This is a genomic window from Pelagerythrobacter sp. Soil_C_18 (assembly GCF_057657235.1).
Genome location: NZ_JBDGIU010000003.1, coordinates 165821 through 188306, shown reverse-complemented (window position 1 = coordinate 188306; position 22486 = coordinate 165821). Strand labels below are relative to the sequence as shown.

The following is a 22486-nucleotide window of genomic DNA, read 5'->3' as shown; positions in this document are numbered from 1 at the left end:
GAACGATGGACCAGCCCCGGATCGCTCTCGCCGCCGCACTCTGCACACTGGCGCTACCAGCCTGCGCCACGCTGCCGGAAGATACCTCGCGCCACGCCGCGGCACCTTCGGCGGTGCCGCAGGATGAACGGCAGCGGCCGAACATCGTGTTCATCATGTCGGACGACCACGCCTACCAGGCAGTCTCCGCCTATGGCGGCGAGATCGGCCGGCTGGCGCCCACCCCGAACATCGACCGCATTGCGCAGAACGGAGCGATCTTCCTCAACAGCTACGTCACCAACTCGCTGTGCGGCCCGAGCCGCGCGACCATGCTGACCGGCCAGTTCAGCCACATGCACGGCTTCACCAAGAACGGGCAGAAGTTCGACAATTCGATGTGGAACTGGCCGCGGGCGCTGGGTCAGCAGGGATATCAGACCGCGCTGTTCGGCAAGTGGCACCTCAACTATTCGCCGGAGGGTGCTGGCTTCGACACCTGGAAGGTACTCGACGACCAGGGCAAGTACTACAACCCCGACATCATCACGCCCGAAGGGAGCAGCGTGGTCGAGGGCTATGCGACGGACCTCGTCACCGACTACAGCCTAGAGTGGCTGGAGCAGGCGCGCGATCCCGACAAGCCGTTCGCGATCCTGATCCACCATAAGGCGCCGCACCGCAACTTCATGCCCGCGATCCGGCACCTGCAGAAGTATCTCGGTACCGAATTTCCAGTGCCGACCAACTACTTCGACCATTACGGCGGCCGCCCCGCCGCCGCGGCGCAGGAAATGAACATCTACGAAGACATGTACGAGGGCCACGACCTCCACATGACCGAGGAAGTCGGCACGAGCGAGCTGCGCTTCGACCGCTGGCCCGACGATTTCGCGCGCATGACGGAAGAGCAACGCGCTGCATGGGATGTCCGGCTGCAGGCGAACAACGACGCCATGAATGAGGCCAATCTCCACGGCCGCGACCTCGCACTGTGGAAGTACCAGCGCTACATGAACCAGTATCTCGCGACCGTCAGCGCCGTGGACGAAAGCGTCGGGCGCGTGCTCGACTGGCTGGAGCAGACGGGGCTCGATGAGAACACGATCGTCGTCTACACGTCCGATCAGGGGTTCTACCTCGGCGAGCACGGCTGGTTCGACAAGCGCTTCATGTACGAGGAGTCGCTGCGAACACCGCTGGTCATGCAGTACCCGGGACACATCGCGCCGGGCACACGGGTGGAAGCGCCGGTGCAGAACGTCGACTACGCCCCGACCTTCCTCGACTTTGCCGGGTTGCCGATGCGTGACACTATCCAGGGCCGATCGCTGCGCGAAGTGGTGGACGATGGCAATGCGCCCGCGGACTGGCGCGAGAACATCTATTACCACTACTACGAGTATCCGGGCTTCCACTCGGTCCGCGCGCACTATGGCGTGCGCACCGATCGTTACAAGCTGATGCGCTTCTACGGCGATATCAACGCGTGGGAGTTCTACGACCTGGAGACCGACCCCGGCGAGATGCACAACCGGATCGAGGATCCGTCGATGCAGAAAGTGATCGCAGGTCTCAAGCGCAAGCTGGTGGGCTTGCGCGCGCAGTACAAGGACACCGACGGTCCCGCGGTCGACGACCCGCTGTCTGCGGTCGCCAAGGGCCGGCATGATGCAGAGGCGGCAGCGGGGCTCCATCACCACTAACCGCCCCCCGGCAGCACGCGCCTACGTATGCAAATTGACGCGGTGCGGTTTCCGGGGATGAGTTGCGATGGAAGAGAATCGGCCGTGCAACCGATTATGAACGCGTAGGCGGTTCGGGCACGGCGACCGATTGGGAGGAATGCAAGGTATGGCAATCGCACCGGAAGTCTCGTCGAGCGCCGATCCGAATCCGGTGGAAGGCGACGGGCAGAACGTCGATGCGCCCGGCCTGCAATACTTCGTGTTCGGCCTGTTCTTCATCTTCGGCGGCATCACCTCGCTCAATGACGTGATCATCCCGAAGCTGAAGGAGCTGTTCACCCTCAGCTTCTTCGAAGCGTCGCTGGTCCAGGTCTGGTTCTTCATCGCCTATGCCGTGGTCGGCATCCCCGGCGCCAAGCTGATCAAGAAGATCGGCTATATGCGCGGCGCAGTGGTTGGACTTGTCGCGATGATCGCGGGGTGCCTCCTGTTCATTCCCGCGAGCCAGTCGGCGGTATTCGCCTTCTTCCTCGTCGCCTACTTCGTGCTCGCGACCGGCGTCGTGCTGGTGCAGATCGTCGCCAACCCCCTGATCAGCCTACTCGGCCCTGCAAAGACAGCACACAGTCGCCTGACTTTCGCACAGGGCTTCAATTCGGTAGGCACGACCATCTTTCCCTACTTCGGATCGATCCTGATCCTCGGCAGCCTCGCGACCGTGACCGCGGCGGAACTCTCGGGTGCGGAGCTCATCGCGTATCGCCAGGCGGAGTCGCAGGCCATCGTGGATGGCTACCTCGGCCTTGCGGCCGCGATCGCGGTCGTCGCCTTCGTCGTCTGGTTGTTCCGCAACCGTCTGAAGGGCGAACGGCACGAGCAGACCAGCCTCGTCGAAGGCCTCGCACTGCTCAAACGCCCGCGCTTCGGCTATGGCGCCGCGTGCATCTTCCTCTACGTCGGTGCGGAAGTCGCGATCGGCAGCTTCATCGTCAACTATCTGATGCAGGCCGACGTGCTCGCTCTGCCCGAGCAGGAAGCGGGCAAGCTGATCTCGGTGTACTGGCTAGGTGCGCTGATCGGCCGCTTTATCGGCTCAGGGCTGCTGCGCGTGATCAACCCCGGCCTGCTGCTGGCCACCTTCGCTAGCGGCGCGATCGCGCTGATCGCGATTTCGATGAGCACGACCGGCACCGTTTCGGGTTACTCGCTGCTCGCCGTCGGACTGATGAACTCGATCATGTTCCCGACGATCTTCACCCTCGCCTGCGAAAAGCTCGGTGCGCGCGCGGCGGACGGTTCGGGGATCATCAACGTCGCCATCGCAGGCGGCGCGGTGATCCCGGCGCTCTATGGCGCTTTGGCCGACGCGACGAGCCTGGCCGCGGCCCTCATCCTGCCCGCCATCTGCTATGCGATTATCGCCGGCTTCGGAATCTTCGCCCGCCGTCCGGCGTAACGCACGCGGCGCAGCCCCGGCGTGCCGCCGGCGGCTGCGCCTGTCACGCGAGGCCTGCGCCCCGCAGAAAGAATTCGATGCGGGCGGCGATCCGTTCGGCAGACGGGCGAGCGACGACGCCGTGGCTGATCGCGTCGGTCTGCATGTCGCTGACCATCAGGCCAAGGAACACTTCCGCCAGCATGTCGGGCGCCCCATACAGCCGCACCCCCTGCGCCTCCCACTGCGCAAACGTGCGCTCCAAGGCGCGTCGCGTGTGCATGGCCGTGCTTTCGAAGAAACGGCGCGCGAAATCGGCGTCGTCGATGCTGCGCGCGATGACGATGCGGACGAGTGCCACGTCGTCAGGGTCGAGGAACCGTTCGTAAAGCACCGCTGCCAGCCGGCGCAGCGTATCGGCGGGGCTCGCCCCGCATTGCGCGATCTCGCGGATCAGGTTCTCGCCCGAGGCCGCTTTCTCGAACACAACGGCATCGAGCAGTCCCTCCTTGTTGCCGAACAGCTTGTAGATCGTGGCGAGGGAACCGCCCGCTCGCTCGACAATTTGACCGAGTGTCGTACGCTCGAAACCTTGTTCGATGAACAGGGCGCGCGCTGCGTCCGTGATCGCACGCCGGCGGCGATCGAGCCGGTCGCATTCGAATTCGTCGGTCATAATGCGGGGCTCTACGATAATGGCTTGCCTGACAATCGTGTAATGGATATTACACCTTCGCACCTGCACAATTTCTGCCCGAAAGTCCATCGATGAAGCGCATCCTCGCCGGTATGTTCGCCAGCCTCCTGCTTGCTGCCTGTTCCGGTAGCGAGCAACCGCCGGCGCCACAGGCGGTTCCCGTGAAGGCCATCACGGTCGCGAACCAGGCGATCCCCAATGTCATCGAATTGCCGGGCCGGGTAGAGCCGGTGCGCGTGGCCGAAGTGCGCGCCCGTGTAACCGGGATCGTGCAGGAGCGGCTTTACGAAGAAGGCACCAACGTCTCCGCCGGCCAGCCGCTTTTCCGCATCGACCCGCGCGAGCTGCGCGCCGCCTATGCGCAGACGCAGGCAAGCCTGGAGCGGGCACGCGCCACTGCCGCCAATGCCAAGGCCGTGGTCGAACGCTACCGCCCGCTGGTGGCCGAGGACGCGATCAGCCGTCAGGAATACGACGCTGCACTCGCCGCATCGCGCGAGGCGGCCGCCAACGTCGCCCAAATCCGCGCCCAGCTCGAAGCCGCATCGCTCCAGCTCGGTTACACCACCGTGCGCGCGCCGATCGCAGGCCGCGCTGGCCGCGCCCAGGTGACCGAAGGTGCGCTGGTCAGTCAGCCCGAAGGTACGCTGATGACACGGATCGAGCAGATTTCGCCGGTCTACGTCAGCTTCGCCCAGTCAGCGAGCGAGGTCCTCGCCCTGCGCCGTGCGGTTGCGGCGGGCGAAATCGAGCTCGACGAGAACGATCGCGTGGAGGTTCGCCTGACGTTCAGCGATGGCACCGAATACCCGGTCCCCGGCCATATCGATTTCCGCGGCTTCTCGGTCGACGAACAGACAGGCACGGTGGAGCTCCGCGCCGAATTTGCGAACCCGTCGGGCCTGCTGCTCCCCGGCGAATTCGTCCGTGCGCAGATCTTCGCCGGCCAGGTCAGCCAGGGGATCGCCGTGCCGCAACGCGCGGTGACGCTGAACGAGGATGGCGGATCGGTCTTCGTCATTGACGAGAAAGGCCAGGCCGGGCTGCGACCCGTGAAGCTCGGCGCGATGTTCGATGGGCGCTGGATCATCGAGAGCGGGCTCAAGGCCGGCGACGTGGTGATCATCAGCAACCTGCAGAAGATCAGCCCCGGCGCACCGGTGACGCGCATCGAGACGCCGACTGGCCGCAAGGCGCCCGCCGCCAAGGCCTCCCCCGCCGGCAACAATGCGGCGACGGCCGGCGAGGCGCGCTAAACCATGGCACAATTCTTCATCAACAGGCCCATTTTCGCATGGGTCGTAGCGCTCGGCATCCTGCTCGCCGGGGTGATGGCGCTGCGCGCGCTGCCGATCGAGCAGTATCCCGAGGTCGCGCCGCCCTCGCTGACCATCAACGTGACCTATCCCGGCGCCGACGCTGCGACGCTGGAGAACAACGTCACGCAGGTGATCGAGCAGCAGCTCAACGGCGTCGAAGGCTTTCTGTACATGTCCTCGTCGAGCCAGTCGAACGGCACGGCGAGCATCACGCTGACGTTCGAAGCGGGCACCGACATCGACATTGCCCAGACCGAAGTTCAGAACCGCCTGAGCACGGTCGAGGCGCGTCTGCCCGAGGAAGTCCGCCGGCAAGGCATCACGGTGCGCCAGGCAAACGCCGGCTTCCTGATGATCGTCGCGCTCACCTCCGAGAGCGGCACCCTGTCGAGCACCGACCTCGGCAACATTGCCACCAACCAAGTGGTGGACGAATTGCGCCGCGTGCCGGGCGTGGGCGACGTCATGCTGTTCGGCTCGCCCTATGCGATGCGCATCTGGCTCGATCCCGACGCGCTCGCTTCGTACAATCTTTCGCCCAGCGCCGTTCTTGCCGCGATCCAGGAGCAGAACGCGCAAACGGCGGGCGGTGCGGTCGGCGTTCAGCCGCTCGTGGACGGGCAGCAGATCACCGCCAACATCTCCACCGAAGGACGCTTCACCACGGTCGAGGAGTTCGAGGACATCATTCTGCGCGCCAACACCGGCGCCGCGGTGGTCCGGCTCGGTGAAGTCGCGCGGGTGGAGCTCGGCGCGCAGACATATGCCTTCTCGACCGAGCTCAACGACCAGCCGATGACCGGCATGGCGATCCAGCTCGCCACCGGCGCCAATGCGCTCGAAGCCGCCGAAGGGGTCAAGGAGCGGCTGGCTGAGATCGCACCCACGTTGCCGGGCGACACAACCTGGTCGATTCCGTACGACACTACGCCCTTCGTCGAGGCGTCGATCGAGGAAGTGGTCAAGACCCTGGTAGAGGCAATGATCCTCGTCTTCCTGGTCATGTTCCTGTTCCTGCAGAACTGGCGCGCCACGCTGATCCCGACACTGGTGGTGCCGATCGCCCTGGCCGGCGCGTGCCTGGGCCTTTGGCTGCTGGGCTTTTCGATCAACGTGCTCTCGCTGTTCGGCATGGTGCTGGCCATCGGCATCCTCGTCGACGACGCAATCGTCGTCATCGAGAACGTCGAGCGTATCATGCGTGAGGAAGGCCTGCCGCCGCTGCAGGCAACTCGGAAGGCAATGGGCCAGATCACCGGCGCGATCATCGGCATCACCCTGGTGCTGATCGCGGTGTTCGTCCCGATGGCGTTCTTCCCCGGCTCGACCGGCGGCATTTACCGCCAGTTCTCGGTCACGCTGGCCATCTCGATCTTCTTCTCGGCGTTCCTCGCACTGTCGCTGACGCCGGCGTTGTGCGCCACGTTCCTCAAACCCATGCGTGGCCACGACGAGGAACCCGACGCAGAGGCCGAGGCTGAGATGAAAGCCGCCCAGGCGCAGCCCGGCTGGCGCGGATGGATCGCGCGTGCACGCGCCTGGTTCACCCGTTTCTTCGCCCGCTTCAACCGCTGGTTTGCGGAGATGACGCGCAAGTACGTGCGCACTAACGACAAGATCCTGTCGCAGCCGATGCGCGGCTTCGCGGTCTTCCTCGCGTTGACCGCAGTCACCGCGCTGCTGTTTTTCCGGCTTCCCACCGCCTTTCTTCCCACCGAGGACCAGGGCTTCCTGATCACCGCCGTCCAGGCCCCGCCGGGTGCGACGCAGGAACGCGCCGACGAGGCGCTGGAGCCAATCACCCAGTTCTGGCTGGATCAGGAGGAGGTCGAGAGCCTCGTCGTCGTCCGCGGCTTCAGCTTCTTCGGTCAGGGTCAGAACAATGCGATCATGTTCGCCTCGTTCAAGCCTTGGGACGAGCGCACCGCCGACGAGAGCAGCGCTGACTCGGTGCTCCAGCGCGCGATGGGACAGTTCATGCAGGTCGACGGGGCCACCGCCTTCGTCATCCAGCCGCCCGCCATTCAGTCGCTCGGCACCGCGAGCGGGTTCACGCTCAAGCTGCAGGATCGCGGCGGCCTCGGCCGAGAAGCTCTGGTCGCCGCGCGCGACCAACTGCTCGGCATGGCCTCGCAAAGCCCGCTGATCGCCAACCTGATGCCCGAGGACCAGGGCCCCAGCCCGCAGCTCACGGTCGACATCGACCGGCTGAAGGCCCGCGCGCTGGGCCTCTCGCTGCAGGACGTGAACGCGGCGCTGTCGATCACCTTCGGCTCGGCTTACGCAAACGACTTCAACCGCGACGGGCGCGTGCTGCAGGTGCTGGTGCAGGCCGATGCCCCTTACCGCATGCAGCCGGAGGACGTGCTGTCTCTGCGCATTCCGAACCAGCAGGGCGAGCTCGTACCCTTCAGTGCCTTCGCCGAAGTCGAGTGGTCGGCCGCGCCTGCCAGCCTCTCGCGCTACAACGGCTATCCGGCCATGACCCTCTCGGGCATGGCGGCGCCGGGCGAATCCTCGGGCGCCGCGCTCGAGGAGATGGAGCGGCTCGCCGGCCAGCTTCCGCAGGGCATCGGCTACGAGTGGACCGGCATCTCGTTCGAGGAGAAGCAGGCCGGCGGCCAGATCGGCCTGCTGCTCGGTCTCTCGGTCGTGGTCGTCTTCCTGGTGCTGGCCGCGCTCTACGAAAGCTGGGCGGTGCCGCTGGCGGTGCTGCTGATCGTGCCGACCGGCGTGCTCGGCGCGGTCCTGTTCACGATGCTGCGCGGGCTTTCGGCCGACGTCTATTTTAACGTCGGGCTGATCACCATCATCGGCCTTGCTGCGAAGAACGCGATCCTGATCGTCGAATTCGCAATCGAGGAGGAAGAACTCGGCAAGCGGCGGATCGATGCGGTGAAGGCCGCGGCGCGCCTGCGTCTGCGTCCGATCATCATGACGTCGCTCGCCTTCACCATGGGCATGGTGCCGCTAGTGCTGGCGAGCGGCGCGGGCGCGGCCAGCCGCATCGCGGTCGGCACGGGCGTGATGGGCGGCATGATCGCCGCGACCGTGTTCGGCATCTTCCTGATCCCGATGCTCTACCTGCTCGTCAGGCGGAACATCAGCCGCAAGCAGCCTGTGGCCGCGGGTCATATCGAGGAAGTACCGGCCCCGCCTTCCGGGGAGGAGCCCGCACGATGAAACGTCTGATCGCCCTCGCTGCGCTTTCGACCGCGCTCGCTGGCTGCGCCAACTTCGCGCCCGAGCACGCCAGGCCCGAGCTGGCAGTCACCCCCGCCTATGACGGTGAGCTGCGGCCCGACGGCACGGTCGTCGCTTCGCAGCTCTCCTACCGCGACTGGTTCCTCGACCCGCGGCTGGAGGGGCTGATCGCAAGCGCGCTGGAGAACAACCGTGACCTCGTCGCGGCGACCGCGCGGATCGAGCAGGCCCGCGCCCGCTATCGCATCCAGGACAGCCGCCGGCTGCCCACTGTGGTTGCCGACGCGAGCGGCGTGCGCACACGCCAGTCGCTCGCCGGCAATCCTGCGCTCGGCGGTGGTGGCGGTGACGAGGGCGGCGATACGCCCGGTTCGGTGACCTACAACCGCTTCCAGGTCGGCGTCGGCATCAGCGCCTTCGAACTCGATTTCTGGGGCCGTATCGCGAATCTGAGCGAAGCGGCGCGTGCCGAGTATCTCTCCACGATCGCCGCCCAGCGTGCGTTTTATCTCTCGCTGATCGCCGATACCGCCAACACCTACTTCGAGATTGTTGAGACCGAAGAACAGGTCGCGCTGGCGGAGGCGACGGCGCAGTCCCGCCGCGAAGGTCTGCGGATCGCGCGCCTCCGGCTCGACTCCGGCGTGACTTCGGCCCTGCCCTACCGGCAGGCGGAGACGCTGCTCACCCAGGCCGAGCAGCAGCTCGCGGCCGAGCGGCTCGCGCTCGCGCAGCTTCGCAACCAGCTTGCAGTGCTGGTCGGCGGAACCGTGCCCCAAAGCCTGCCTCAGGGCCTGACCCTTGCCGCACAGGCCGACGAACGGCGGCTCGCCGCTGGATTGCCGTCGGATCTCCTGCTCGCCCGCCCCGACATCATCGCGGCTGAGGAGCAGCTTCGTGCGGCGCGCGCCAATATCGGCGCGGCGCGGGCGGCGTTCTTCCCGACGATCTCGCTGACCGGCAACGCCGGCTTCAGCTCCGAAAGCCTCGGCGGACTGTTCGATTCGGACGGCCTGGGCTGGAGCTTCGGCCCGACCATCAGCCTCCCGATCTTCGATTGGGGCGCGCGGGAAGCCGATCTCGACCTCGCCCGCGCACTGGAAGTGGAACAGGTCGCCAATTACGACCGCGCGGTCCAGACGGCGTTCCGCGAAGTGGCCGACACGCTCGCCGGGCGGCGCTATCTCGCCGAGCAGGTCGAGACCCTCGAACGCGCGCTCGCGGCGCAGGAGAAGATCGCCCGCATCGCCCGCCTGCGCTATCGGGAAGGTGTCGCCGACTACCTCGAAGTGCTCGATGCAGAGCGCAACCTGTTCAGCGCCCAGCAGCAGCTCCTCGCCACCCGCCGCGCCTGGCTGCAGAACCGCGCTACGCTGTTCGTCGCGCTCGGCGGTGGGTTCGAACAGGACGACCGCGCCGCGCAGAGGCCCGTGGAGGAATAGCACCTTTCCGCCGCGGGCCGGTGTGAGGCCCGCACCGCCGCTCCCATTCGAAATGCGCCGCCGGTGACATCGGGCCATTGCCCTCTCCGGCAGCAGGCCTATGGGCCGGCGGATGGAGCTCACGTTCGAACTCGTCGCCTTCCTGATGGCGGTCGCTTTCCTGGCCGGGGCAGTGGATGCCATGGCGGGCGGAGGCGGATTGCTGACGCTTCCCGCGCTTCTCGCAGCCGGAGCATCGCCCGCGGCCGCGCTCGGAACGAACAAGCTGCAAAGCACATTCGGCGTGGCCACCGCCGTCATCACTTTCGCGCGGAAGGGCCGGATCGACCTGAAGCGGTTCGGCGGCCCGGCGATCGCTGCCTTCCTCGGTTCGGTCGGCGGGGCGTTCGTGCTCACCAGAATCGATCCTGAGTTCCTCTCCGGACTGATCCCGGTGCTTCTGATCGCCATGGTCATCTACTATTCGCTCAAGCCCAACCTGAGCGACGAGGACCGGCACGTGCGCGCCCGGCCGATCCTGCTGCTCCTGGTGGCGCTGGTGATCGGGTTCTACGACGGCTTCTTCGGCCCCGGCACCGGCTCGTTTCTGACCACCGTGCTGATCGCGGTGTTCGGCCTCGGCACCGTCAATGCAATCGCCCATACCAAGCTGCTCAACTTCGCAAGCAACCTTGCCAGCCTCACCGTGCTGCTCGCTGCCGGCGAGGTTCTGATCGTGCCCGGCCTGGCGATGGCGGTCGCAAGCATTGCGGGCGGTTACGTCGGCGCGCACAGCGCCTTGCGCTTCGGAGGCAAGGCGGTGCGGCCGCTGCTGATCGTCATGTGCCTCGCACTGACGGCAAAGCTGCTCGCCGACCCCGCCAATCCCCTGACCGCCGCCATTCTGGAATGGTGGGCAGGCGCAAGCCGATGAGCCGGTGACAGGCGCCGCTGCGGTGCTTATGGCGTGCGCCCGATGACGCAGTTGCGCGCCTCGATTCGCAGGCATCGCCATTTGGCGATCGTGTTGCTGGTGCTGGCGTTCTTTATCAAGGCGGCGATCCCCGCCGGCATGATGGTCTCCAGCACGCCCGACAAGGTGCTGACGGTGACCGTCTGCACCGGGAGCGCGGGCGAGGTCGAGACGATCGAGCTTGCCGTGCCGGTGAACGCCGAAAAGGGCGCCGACCATTCCAGCGACGCAGCCAAGGCGGATCAATGCGCCTTCACCGGGCTCTCCAAGGCCGCGCTCGATGGAGTCGATGCGATCCTGCTCGCCGCGGCAGTCGCGTTCATCCTCGTGCTCGGCCTCGCGCCCGTTCGAGCGGCGCCGCTCGCACGTTTTCGCTACCTCCTGCCGCCTCTGCGCGGCCCTCCGGCAGCGGCCTGACGATCTGACCTGATCCTTTGGCCAACCTCCCGGCTGCGCGCTCGCGCGCCGGGCTGTCGGAGTAATCGAACATGACTGTTATCCAGCGCTGTCCTCAGAGGCAGCCGAAGGCTCGCCGCGTGGTGAAAGCCTTCGCCGCTGCGCTCGCTCTCGCCCTGCCCCTATCTGCCTGTGGTCCAGCGTCCGACGCGGATGCCCCCGCCGAGGCGACTGCCAGCCGCATCACCGTGGAGCGCGCGTGGTCGCGCGAGACCGCGCCCGGCCAAGACGCCGGCGGCGCCTTCCTCACGATCATCAACCCGGGCGGCGCACCCGATCGCCTGATCGGCGGCGCGGCCTCCATCGCCGGGGATGTACAGGTCCACACGATCGACATGACGGGCGGCATCATGCGCATGCGTCAGCTCGCGGAGGGTCTTGAAATTCCCGCAGGCGGAACCGTGACGCTGGAGCCGGGCGGCTATCACATCATGCTGATGGACCTGCAGCGCCCCCTCGCCCGCGGCGACGCAGTGCCGCTGACGCTCGAGTTCGAGAAGGCGGGCCGCATCGAAGTGGAGCTCGCAGTCCAGCCCATCGGCGCCGTCGGACCAGGGGAGGCACACCATGGCTGACCCCGCACCCGCCGATGGCCCGGCAAAGCGCCTCAAGGCCGCGCGCACGATCCTCTGGTTCCTCGTCCTGCTCGCAGCCGGCGCGGGGCTCTACGCCCTCCTGAATCGAAACGAGGAGCCGCCCGAAGCGGCGGCCTACGCCGACGCGGTGGGCGGCTCTTTCGCCCTCATCGCACCCGACGGCTCCACGGTCACCAACGGGACGCTCGCCGGCAAGCCGTTCGCCATCTTTTTCGGCTTCACCCGCTGCCCCGACGTCTGCCCGACCACCCTCGCCCGACTGGCGCAACTGCGGGAGCGGATGGGCGACGACGGCGACGAGTTCGAAATCGTCTTCGTCTCGGTCGACCCGGAATCCGACACGCCGGAGGACATCGGCCGCTACGTCGCGCTGTTCGACACCCCGATCCTGGGCCTCACCGGTACGAAGGAGCAGATTGACGCCATCGTCGGCGCCTACCACGCTTTCTACGAGAAAGTGCCGACGGAAGGCGGCGGCTACACCGTCGACCACATCGCCTCGGTGTTCCTGATGGACCGCGAGGGCAAGCTGCAGTCGATCATCGACCACCACGAAAGCGCCGGCACCTCGCTCGCCAAGCTCGAGCGGCTCGTAAGCGCCTGAACGTCCACGGGAGGACACCATGACCATTTCACGCCTTGCGCTGGCGGCGTCGCTGTTCGCCTGCGCCCTGCCCGCCCACGCAGAAACCGCCGCCGAAGGGGAGGGCCGCACGATCATCGTGACCGGCACCCGGGCGGCCGACGAAGCCGAAGCGCGCGCCGCGGCGACGCCCGGCGGCACCGATGTCGTCACGCACGACGAATATGCCGACAAGTCGCTCGTCTCGCTGCGCGACGCGCTCGCCTTCTCGCCCGGCGTCTATCTCCAGCCGCGCTACGGGCAGGAGGTGCGGATCTCGATCCGCGGATCGGGCCTCTCGCGCGGCTACCACATGCGCGGCATCACGCTGCTGCAGGACGGGGTGCCGATCAACCTCGCCGACGACAACGGCGATTTCCAGGAGCTCGAGCCGATCTTCTTCGACCATCTCGAAGTCTATCGCGGCGCCAATGCGCTGCGCTTCGGCTCGGGCACGCTGGGCGGCGCGATCAACGGGGTGACGCCCACAGGCGAGACCGCGCCGGGGCTCTACCTGCGCGGCGACGCGGGCAGCTTCGGTACCTGGCGCGGGCTCATTTCGGCCGGCACCGCGATCGGAGCGGGCGACGCCTGGGCCGCCCTCAGCCTCGACCGTTCGGACGGCGACCGCGACCACGCCCGGCGGCGCTCACTCCGCTTCCACGGCAACGTCGGGCTCGACATCGCCGAAGCGGTGGAGACGCGCTTCTACGCCAGCGTGAACGACATCGATCAGGAACTGCCCGGCGCGCTCGACCTCGAAACGGTTCGCGACGCGCCGGAGACCGGCAACTTCGCGGGCGATCAGGCGCGCAACATCGATTCCCTCCGGCTGCAGAACCGCACCCGGCTTGGCTTCGACGGCGGACAGGTCGACGCCGGGGTCTTCCTCAACGCGAAGTCGCTCTATCACCCGATCTTTCAGGTCGTGGACCAGGAGTCGGTGGACCGCAGCGTCTATGCCCGGCTCGACTACGCCTCCGGCCCGTTCGAGCTGACGCTAGGCGGGGAGGCGCGGTTCGGGGAGATCGCCTCCAAGCGCTTCGTCAATCTCGACGGCAGGCGCGGCGAGCGGACGTTCGATGCCCGGCAGGATGCCCAGACCGCCAACATCTATGGCGAGGTGCGCTTCCGTCCGGTCGGCTCGCTGCAGCTGGTCGCAGGCGGAATTTACGCCGACGGTTACCGCGAACAGCACCTGAGCTACGATGAGTTTCAGGGCGGCCCTACGGACGTGACGGGCCGGGCGGAGTTCAATGCCTTCTCGCCCAAGTTCGGCCTGCTCTACGAGCCGGCGCCGGGCGTCCAAATCTTCGCCAACTACAGCCGCTCGGTCGAATTCCCCGGCTTCATCGAGCTGGCGCAGATCGCGCGCTTCGTGGACCTCGATCCGCAGCGTGCCTGGAGCTTCGAAGTCGGCACGCGCGGCCGCAGGGGCATCGCCGAATGGGACGTCGCCGCCTATCGTGCCGACCTGTGCGGAGAGCTGCTCCAGTTCGATGTCGGGCCGGACATCCCCGCTTCGACCTTCAACGCGGGCGAGACGCGGCACCAGGGCGTCGAGGCGGCGCTGACGCTCGATTTCGCGGAGTGGCTCCAGCTTCGGCAGGTCTACCAGTATAGCGACTTCCGCTTCGTGGGCGATCCGCAATACGGCGACCACCGCCTGCCGGTCGTGCCCGAGCACGTCTATCGCGCCGAACTGCGGCTCGGGACCGACGCGCTCCACGTCGCGCCCAACGTCGAATGGGTCCCCCGCGGCGCCTGGGCCGATTACCCGAACACGCTGCGAGTCGACGGCTATGCGCTGGTCGGCCTGACCGCGGGGGCGACGGTCGCCGAGGGGATCGACCTTTTCCTCGACGCCCGCAACCTGCTGGGCGAAGAGGCGGTCGGCGACATCAGCGCGGCGATCAGCGCCACGCCGGCGTCGGCGATCTTCTATCCGGTGGAACGGCGCGCCATGTTCGGCGGCGCCCGCGCCCGGTTCTAGGGGGACGCGCATCATGGCCGACACGGCGCACTATCGAAGGGTCTGGCGCTGGCATTTCTATGCCGGGCTGTTCGTGCTGCCCTTCGTGCTGATCCTCGCCGCCACCGGCGCGGTCTATCTGTTCAAGCCGCAGATCGACCGGTGGGAGGAAAGCGCGTTCCGCGGACTCTCGACGGAGGGCGCCGTGTCGGCCGACGCGCAGCTCGAGGCCGCACTGGACGCCTATCCGGGCAGCCGGTTCAACCATTACCGACTGCCGGAGTCGCCCGGCGACGCGGCTATGCTCCAGCTCGCCTTGCCGGGCGGCGAACTGGCCGAAGTCTACGTCTCGCCGCAGGGCGAAGTGCTCGGCGCCCTCGACCCCGAGGCGCGGATCTCGGCCACGGTTTCCCGGATCCACGGCACGCTGCTGCTCGGCGACTGGGGCGACCGGCTGGTGGAGCTGGTGGCGAGTTGGACCATCGTGATGATCCTGAGCGGCCTCTATCTCTGGTGGCCGCGTCCGTTCAGGGCGACCGGCACGTTCTGGCCGCGCCTGTCGCTTCGCGGGCGGCCGCTGCTGAGAGACATTCACCGGGTCACCGGCTTCTGGATCTCGGGGCTGGTGCTGGTCATGCTCGCCAGCGGTCTTCCGTGGGCCGGCGTATGGGGCAGCGGCTTCAAGTGGGCGCGCACCGAGCTGGGGCTGATCGAGGGGCCGCAGGACTGGAAGATCGGCGCCGGCGCCGAGCACTCGGGCCATGCGCACGGCGCGGTGGCGTACGCGCCCGAGCGGTCTTCGCAGGGCCTCCACCTCTCGGCTTTCGTCGCCAGAGCCGAGCGGGAGAACCTCGCCTTTCCCGCGCTCGTTCTGCCGCCGCACGCGCCGCAGCTCTTCGGTCCGCCGACGGGCAACAAGTGGACCGCTAAGTCGCAGGCGCAGAACCGCCCGCTCGTGCGCTCGGTCACTTACGATCCTCTGACCGGCGCCGAGACCGGCCGCAGGGGCTTCGCCGACCAGCACCCGATCGACCGCACGGTCAACTACGGTATCGCCTGGCACGAGGGGCAGCTCTTCGGCCTCGCCAACCAGCTCCTCGGCCTCGCGACCGCGCTGGCGCTAATCGCCGTGAGCGTGATCGGCGCCGCGATGTGGTGGAAGCGCCGCCCGCGCGGAGAGCTCGGCGTGCCCGCAGGTGATGAGCGCCCCCTTGGCCCGCGGCTATGGCTCGCGATCGGCGCACTGGCGATCCTGCTGCCGCTGTTCGGCCTCTCGCTGCTCGCCGTCCTCGCAGCCGATCACCTGTGGACCCGGCTGCGAGGGGCGATGCAGCGAAGCGAGCCTCAGTCCTCCCACCAGTAGGGCAGGCGCTGGAAGTCGCCGGTCTCGACTTCGTTCATCGTCCGCGCATCGTAGAGGCGGCCGCCGAGCATGACGCGCTCGATGTCGTCGCTCGCCATGATGTCCTGCGACGGATCGGCCGAGAGGACCACGAGATCGGCCAGCTTGCCCGGCTCGAGGCTACCGATGTCGCGATCCATGCCGAGCGACTGCGCGGCGACGATCGTGCCCGCCCGCAGCGCCTCGACCGGACTCATGCCGCCGCGCGCGAAGCTCCACAGCTCCCAATGCGCAGCAATGCCTGGCTGCTGCCCGTGCGCACCGATCGCGACTTTCACCCCGCGCTCGGCGAGCTTGGCCGCCTCGCGCGCGCTGTCGTCGTCGACGAAGGCCCACTCGGGCGCCTTCACCCGGCGCGCGGTCGCCGCGAGCAGCTGGCGCGGCGGCGTGTGGACAAGCAGCGGGTTCTCGAACACGTCGGTCGCCTGGCGCCAGTACGGATCGCCAGCGAGCCCGCCGTACGTCACCACCAGCGTCGGGGTGTAGTTGCTCTGGCTCTGGCCGAAGAACTGCAGCACGTCCTCGTACATCACGTCGACCGGCACGTTGTGCTCGATCGTCGAATTGCCGTCGGCGACCAGGGCCATGTCCATGCCGAACAGCGATCCGCCCTCGGCCACCACCAGCATGTTCTCCGCCCGGCTGGCGGCGACGACCTGCTGGCGCTGCTCGCGCCGCGGCTGGTTGTAGTTCTTGATCGAGATGCCGCCCTGCGCCTTGATCCGGCGAACGTGGGCGAGCGCATCCTCGTAACTGTCGATCCGCGCGTAGACGCCCGCGGCCTTGGCCCCGTAGACCACCTCGCCGGTCGAGAAGATGCGCGGGCCGAGCAGTTCGCCGGCGCGCTGGCGTTCTGAGGCGGCGAAGATCATGCTCGCGCTGGACGAGGGATCGTGAATCGTGGTCACGCCCATCGCCAGTTCCTGGACCAGCGCCCAGTTCTGCTGCGGCACGAGGTCGCCCGCGCCCTGAGGCCCGTGGGCGTGGGCATCGACCAGGCCGGGCATGATCGTCTTGCCGCTGGCGTCGATCACCGTCGCACCGCCTGGGATGCTGACGCTGCCGGCCGGTCCAACCGCAACGATCCGGTCGCCCTCGATCACGATCGTGCCGTTGTCGATCGCGCCGCCATCCTCGCCGGCCATCGTCAGAATGCGCGCGCCGGTCAGAGCGAGGGTGCCGCTCGGCTTGGCCGCGCGCAGGGTGCGCGCGATCGAGATGCCGCTCTCGGGCGGGGTGAAGCCGGGCGCGTCTTCCGCCTGCGGCGCGCGCGGGAACATGGCCGCGGCCGTAGCGCGGTAAACCGTCGGTCCCATCGACCAGTAGAGCGTATCGCCGCCGCCCGACCAGCCGATGTATTCCGCGCCGCCCTTGCTGGCGCGGACGACGGGCAGGACCTTCGCCTCCTCGTCGACTTCGACGGCCTGCCCGCCGGGCATCAGCGGCATGGCGAAGACTTCGTAGTTCTGACGGAAGGCGAAGAACTCGCCGTTCGGCGAAACGCGGAAGTCGCTCGCCAGTTCGCCCTGCGCGTGCACGCGGCGGGCCTCGCCGCTGAGATCGGCGGAGATGAGCTGCAGCTTGCCTTCCTCGCGGCCGAGCATGAACACCCGCTCGCCATCGGCGCCGAATTGCGGATCGCCGAGATCCCGCGCGATCAGCTCCGGCGTGCCGCCCGATACCGGAACACGGTAGACGCCCGGGTCCTCCGAATACTCGGGCGCCGTCAGGTCGCCGCCCGCGCGCTTCTCGAACACGAGCGTTCGGCCGTCGGGCGAGAACTGCGGCACCGCATAGTGCCCCGGCTGGCTGGTCACCGTGCGCACGTTGCGGCCGGTGGCGTCGGCAACCACGATTTCGCCGAGCCCAGTGTCGGTCCAGCGCACCCAGGTAAGCTGGCGCCCGTCGCGCGACCAGGCGGGCCACAGCTCCAACGCTTCCTCCTGCTGGGTCAGCCGCCGCGGTTCGCCCCCGGCGGTGTCCTTGACGTAGAGCTTGCCGAGGCTGGCGAAGACGACCCGCCCGCCATCGGGCGAGATAGCCGCGAACTTCGGCATTCTCGCGACGAAGGTGTCGGGCGCCACCGGGATCACCGGATGGGGCGCATCGGCGACGCCGCGCGTGTCGTCGATCGTGAAGGGAATCTCGCTGAGCCCGCCACCATCGGCGTTCACCCGGCGCAGCTTGCCGCCCGCCCAGAACACCAGGCTGCGGCTGTCCGGCGTCCAGTCCATGTTGGGATAGACGCCGTAGACCGCCCAGGTCTCCTGCATGTCGAGATCGAGATCGCCGTAGATCATCCGTTCCTCGCCCGTCTCCAGGTTCTTGACCCAGAGCTGCGACTGGTCCTTGTCGCGCCGCACGAAGGAAAGCAGCTTGCCGTCGGGCGAGGGGTTGGGACGGACCGAGCCGCCGTAGCCGGAGACCGCCGTGGTGACCTTGCCGGTCTTGAGGTCGTAGCGTTCGATCTCGAACATGCTCTGGGTCGAATCCTGCGCATATTCGAAGATCGGACCCGGGGTGACGTTGCGGGTGTAGTAGATCGCGCTTCCGTCGGGCGCGTAGATCGGTTCGCCCAGTTCCTTCTGAAGCTGCTCACTGGCGCGCTCGACCAGCGCCACCCCGCTGCCGCCGGAGACATGATAGATCCAGACCTCGCCGGTGCCCAGCGAACGCCCGGTCGTGAAATGCTTCCTCGCCGCAATGAAGCGCCCGTCGGGGCTCCAGGTCGGCTGGTTGAGCAGGCGGAACTTCTCCTTGGTGACCTGCCGCTTGTCCGACCCGTCGGTGTTCATCAGCCAGATGTTGTCGCCGCCGCCGCGGTCGGAGGTGAAGGCGATCCGGCTCCCGTCGGGCGAGAAGCGCGGCTGCACTTCCCAGGCCAGCCCTTCGGCGATGCGCCGGGGCGTGCCGCCGGAAATCGGCATGGTGTAGATGTCGCCGAGCAGCGCGAAGGCCACCGTGCGGCCGTCGGGCGAGACGTCAACGTCCATCCACGTGCCTTCGTCGGTGCGGATCGGAATCTGCCGGACCGACGCCCCGCGCGGTGCCGTGACGTCCCACTTGGCCTCGTCCGCCTCGCTCTCCGCCGGGTCGACCGGGCTGGAGGTCACCTGCTCGCCGCTGCCTTCGGTAGGAAGCGGCCCTTCGTCGCCTTGCGATGCGTCGACCTCCTGCTCCTCCACCGGGTTCGGCGAGGGCTGCGGCTCCTGGTCCTGCGCGCTGAGCGAAGTGGCAAACAGCAGGCTGGCAATGACGGATGCGACGCTGGCTTTCATGGTGATCTGTCTCCCCTGGGAAAGGAGGCGTTCTATGCAAGCCGGCGCGCCAGGTCCATGCCGCCCGTCGACTGATTTCGCACCCTTTCCTTTTGCGCGGGACAGTCTAGCAACCGCGCAATGGATCGGGCGACAATCGTTCACGAGAACTTCCTCCGCCGTGTGGCGCAAGGTGACCTGCCGCATGGTGCGGAGCCGCACGGGCCGCTCTCGGCGGAGACGGCGGTGCAGCTCTTCAGGTCAGGCTGCCTGACCCGCGCGCTCGATCTCGTCAGCCGGCGGATGCAGGCGGCCGGAGAGGGCTTCTACACGATCGGCTCGTCCGGCCACGAGGGCATGGCAGCGGTCGCCGCGGCGCTGCGGCCGACCGATATGGCCTTCCTCCACTACCGCGACGCGGCCTTCCAGATCGAGCGCGCGAACCAGGTGCCCGGCCAGTCGATCCTGTGGGACATGCTGCTGAGCTTCGCCTGTTCGAGCGAGGACCCGATCTCAGGCGGGCGGCACAAGGTGCTCGGCTCGAAAGCGCTCAACATCCCGCCGCAGACCTCGACCATCGCCAGCCATCTGCCCAAGGCCGTCGGTGCCGCCTATTCGGTCGGCCTGACGAAGCGCGTGAAGCCCGAGCATCAGGCCCTGCCCGACGACGCCATCGTCATGTGCAGCTTCGGCGACGCCAGCGCCAACCACTCGACCGCGCAGGGGGCGATCAACACGAGTTGCTGGACCGCGTTCCAGAACATCCCGATGCCGGTGCTGTGGGTGTGCGAGGACAACGGGATCGGCATCTCGACCAAGACCCCGAGCGGCTGGATCGCGGCCAATTTCGCGCACCGCCCCGGCCTCGGCTATTTCGCGTGCGACGGGCTCGACATCTACGACACTTACGCCACTGCGCGCGCCGCCGCCGAGTTCGTCCGCACGCGGCGCAAGCCCGCCTTCCTCCATCTGCGCACGGTACGGCTATACGGCCATGCCGGGGCCGACATGCCGACGACCTACATGGCCAGGCACGAGGTCGAGGCGGAGGAGGCGAACGACCCGCTGCTCCACTCGGTGCGGCTGCTCGGCGAAGCCGGTGCGCTCGAGCGCGAGGAGGCGCTGGCGATCTATCAGGACACGCTCGCCCGCGTCGAACGCGTGCGGGCGGAAGCCGTCACGCGACCGCGGCTGAAGACGGCGTCCGAGGTCATGGCCAGCCTGATCCCGCCGAAACGCGAGAACGCCCCGAGCAACGGCCCTTCCGCCGAAGCGCGCGAGGCCGCGTTCGGCGCCGAGCTCAAGGCGGTGGAAAGCCCGCAGATCATGAGCCGCCTGATCAACTGGGCGCTCACCGACCTAATGCTCGAGCACCGCGAGATCGCGCTGATGGGGGAGGACGTCTGCACCAAGGGCGGCGTCTACGGCGTGACGCAGAAGCTCGGGGCACGCTTCGGCCGCGCGCGGGTGATCGATACGCTGCTCGACGAGCAGTCGATCCTCGGCCTGGGGCTCGGCATGGCGCAGAACGGGTTTCTGCCGATCCCTGAGATCCAGTTCCTCGCCTACTACCACAATGCGGAGGATCAACTTCGCGGCGAAGGCGCGACGCTGCCGTTCTTCTCGGGCGGGCAGTACACGAACCCGATGGTCGTGCGCATCGCGGGGCTCGGCTACCAGCGCGGGTTCGGCGGACACTTCCACAACGACAACAGCTTCGCCGTGCTGCGCGACGTGCCCGGGCTGATCCTCTGCTGCCCCTCGAACGGCGCAGACGCAGCCAGGCTACTGCGCGAATGCGTGCGCTTAGCGCGGGAGGAGCAGCGGCTGGTCGTGTTCCTCGAGCCGATCGCGCTCTATCCCATGCGCGACCTGCACGAGCCCGGCGACGGGCTGTGGCTGCGGCACTACCCTGAGCCTTCCGAGCGGATCGGCTTCGGCGAGGTGACGACTTATGACCTTGGGCACGGCGACGAACGCGATCTCGCGATCGTCAGCTACGCGAACGGCCTGCACCTTTCGCTTCAGGCGCAGAAGCGGCTCGCCGAGAAGGGGATCGCCGCGCGCGTAATCGACCTTCACTGGCTGAACCCCCTGCCGGAGGAGGCGCTGCTGGAGGCGCTCGGCGACGCGCAGCGCGTGCTCATCGTCGACGAAACGCGCCGCACCGGGGGGCTCGCGGAAGCGCTGATGACGTTGCTGACCGAACGCACCAGCAAGCCGCACGCCCGCTATGTGGCGGAGGACAGCTTCATCCCGACGGGCCCCGCCTACGCCTCTACGATCCCGAGCATTGACGGCATCGTAGAGGCTGCGCGCGCGCTCGCAGGAGGCGAAGCATGAGCGACCGGAAAACCGCCGTGGTCGTCTGCCCCGGACGCGGGACCTACAACAAGGCGGAGCTTGGATATCTGGGGCGGCACTTCCCCGACGCGGCGCTGCTCGCGGCGTTCGATGCGCAGCGTGTGGCCATGGGGCAGGACACGCTTACCGCGCTCGACGGCGCCGAGCGCTTCAGCCTCGCGCAGCACACCCGCGGCGACAATGCCTCGGGCCTGATCTACGCAGCGACACTGGGCGACTTCCTCGCCATCGACCGGGAGCGGATCGAGGTGGTCGCCGTGACCGGCAATTCGATGGGCTGGTACTCCGCGCTCGCCTGCGCCGGCGCCGTGTCGGCGGAGGACGGGTTTACCGTCGCCAACACGATGGGCACGCTGATGCAGGAAGCGCTGATCGGCGGGCAGCTCGTCTATCCGTTCCTCGGCGACGACTGGCGGCCCGACCCGGCGCGCAAGGCCGCGCTGCTGGCCGTGGTCGCCGAGATCGACGCCCGGGCCGATCACACGCTGGCGCTGTCGATCGACCTCGGCGGAATGCTCGTGCTGGCGGGCGACGAAGCCGGGCTGAAGGCGTTCGAGAGCGCAGTCGAGCCGATCGACGGGCGTTTCCCGATGCGCCTCGGCAACCACGCCGCGTTCCACACGCACCTGCAGGCGCCAGTTGCCCGGCGGGGCCAGGGGGCGCTCGCGCTCGACCTGTTCGGCCAGCCGACGCTGCCGATGATCGACGGGCACGGTGCGGTCTGGTGGCCGCGCTCGGCCGACGTGCACGCGCTGCGCGACTACACGCTCGGCGCGCAGGTCACCGAGACCTACGACTTCACCCGCGCCATCACCGTCGCCGCGCGCGAGTTCGCGCCCGACCTGTTCATCGTCACCGGCCCCGGCACCACCCTCGGCGGCGCGGTGGCGCAGTCGCTGATCCTCGCCGACTGGCGCGGAATGGGCAGCAAGGCCGACTTCAAGGCGCGGCAGGACAGCGAGCCGTTGCTCGTCTCCATGGGCATGGCAGAGCAGCGCGCGCTCGCAGCGGGTCGATAAACCCGCCAAGACCGCGCCGATCGGTTTCAATTTGCCATGGGGACTCGCCAACCCGCACGCGATGATTTACGTTCGCGTAAGG

15 protein-coding genes are annotated in these 22486 nt (G+C 67.7%); 13 read left to right on the top strand and 2 right to left on the bottom strand.

Features of this window, described 5'->3' with window-relative positions; all coding sequences use genetic code 11:
- Window positions 1-5: 5 nt before the first annotated feature.
- On the top strand, window positions 6-1685 hold the full coding sequence (locus AC3A5N_RS08965; protein ID WP_487736976.1) for a sulfatase family protein: 1680 nt from the start codon (window positions 6-8) through the stop codon (window positions 1683-1685).
- Between the two features lie 148 nt (window positions 1686-1833).
- Entirely contained in the window at window positions 1834-3123 is a 1290-nt protein-coding gene (locus tag AC3A5N_RS08960) for a sugar MFS transporter (protein WP_487736975.1), read from the top strand.
- Between the two features lie 43 nt (window positions 3124-3166).
- On the opposite strand, the gene AC3A5N_RS08955 is transcribed toward AC3A5N_RS08960, so the two are convergent.
- Window positions 3167-3868 carry a TetR/AcrR family transcriptional regulator gene (locus tag AC3A5N_RS08955; protein ID WP_487736974.1) on the bottom strand — a complete coding sequence of 234 codons (702 nt, stop codon included), beginning with the start codon at window positions 3866-3868 and terminating at the stop codon, window positions 3167-3169.
- 2 nt (window positions 3869-3870) lie between these two features.
- Here AC3A5N_RS08955 and AC3A5N_RS08950 point away from each other — a divergent pair, with 2 nt between their 5' ends.
- The 9 genes from AC3A5N_RS08950 (at window position 3871) to AC3A5N_RS08910 (ending at window position 15725) form a co-directional block, all read left to right on the top strand.
- Window positions 3871-5055, top strand: a complete 1185-nt coding sequence (locus AC3A5N_RS08950; protein WP_487736973.1) for an efflux RND transporter periplasmic adaptor subunit — start codon at window positions 3871-3873, stop codon at window positions 5053-5055.
- A 3-nt stretch (window positions 5056-5058) separates the two neighbouring features.
- The gene (locus tag AC3A5N_RS08945; protein ID WP_487736972.1) at window positions 5059-8301 is read left to right on the top strand and encodes a multidrug efflux RND transporter permease subunit; all 3243 of its coding nucleotides are present in this window, start codon (window positions 5059-5061) and stop codon (window positions 8299-8301) included.
- The gene (locus tag AC3A5N_RS08940) at window positions 8298-9764 is read left to right on the top strand and encodes an efflux transporter outer membrane subunit (RefSeq protein WP_487736971.1); all 1467 of its coding nucleotides are present in this window, start codon (window positions 8298-8300) and stop codon (window positions 9762-9764) included. The genes AC3A5N_RS08945 and AC3A5N_RS08940 overlap by 4 nt, the downstream gene beginning before the upstream one ends.
- Window positions 9765-9876: 112 nt before the next feature.
- Entirely contained in the window at window positions 9877-10677 is an 801-nt protein-coding gene (locus AC3A5N_RS08935; protein WP_487736970.1) for a TSUP family transporter, read from the top strand.
- Window positions 10678-10719: 42 nt separating this feature from the next.
- Window positions 10720-11133: a DUF2946 family protein gene (locus tag AC3A5N_RS08930; protein WP_487736969.1), complete on the top strand. Its 414-nt coding sequence runs from the start codon at window positions 10720-10722 to the stop codon at window positions 11131-11133.
- 71 nt (window positions 11134-11204) lie between these two features.
- Window positions 11205-11747, top strand: a complete 543-nt coding sequence (locus tag AC3A5N_RS08925) for a copper chaperone PCu(A)C (RefSeq protein WP_487736968.1) — start codon at window positions 11205-11207, stop codon at window positions 11745-11747.
- Window positions 11740-12372 (top strand): SCO family protein, encoded by a 633-nt coding sequence (locus tag AC3A5N_RS08920; RefSeq protein ID WP_487736967.1) that lies wholly within the window; start codon window positions 11740-11742, stop codon window positions 12370-12372. Before AC3A5N_RS08925 ends, AC3A5N_RS08920 begins: the two co-directional genes overlap by 8 nt.
- A gap of 19 nt (window positions 12373-12391) precedes the next feature.
- Window positions 12392-14383 (top strand): TonB-dependent receptor family protein, encoded by a 1992-nt coding sequence (locus AC3A5N_RS08915; protein WP_487736966.1) that lies wholly within the window; start codon window positions 12392-12394, stop codon window positions 14381-14383.
- Window positions 14384-14396: 13 nt separating this feature from the next.
- Entirely contained in the window at window positions 14397-15725 is a 1329-nt protein-coding gene (locus AC3A5N_RS08910; RefSeq protein ID WP_487736965.1) for a PepSY-associated TM helix domain-containing protein, read from the top strand.
- Here the strand turns inward: AC3A5N_RS08910 and AC3A5N_RS08905 are convergent.
- The gene (locus tag AC3A5N_RS08905; RefSeq protein WP_487736964.1) at window positions 15707-19042 is read right to left on the bottom strand and encodes an amidohydrolase family protein; all 3336 of its coding nucleotides are present in this window, start codon (window positions 19040-19042) and stop codon (window positions 15707-15709) included. The two genes, AC3A5N_RS08910 and AC3A5N_RS08905, sit on opposite strands and share 19 nt — an antisense overlap.
- A 120-nt stretch (window positions 19043-19162) precedes the next feature.
- On the opposite strand from AC3A5N_RS08905, the gene AC3A5N_RS08900 reads away from it, so the two are divergent.
- Together AC3A5N_RS08900 and AC3A5N_RS08895 are read left to right on the top strand one after the other, a co-directional pair.
- Window positions 19163-21364 carry a thiamine pyrophosphate-dependent enzyme gene (locus AC3A5N_RS08900; RefSeq protein ID WP_487736963.1) on the top strand — a complete coding sequence of 734 codons (2202 nt, stop codon included), beginning with the start codon at window positions 19163-19165 and terminating at the stop codon, window positions 21362-21364.
- Complete coding sequence (locus AC3A5N_RS08895) at window positions 21361-22404, top strand: ACP S-malonyltransferase (protein WP_487736962.1); 1044 nt, start codon at window positions 21361-21363, stop codon at window positions 22402-22404. The genes AC3A5N_RS08900 and AC3A5N_RS08895 overlap by 4 nt, the downstream gene beginning before the upstream one ends.
- The last annotated feature ends 82 nt before the right edge of the window (window positions 22405-22486 follow it).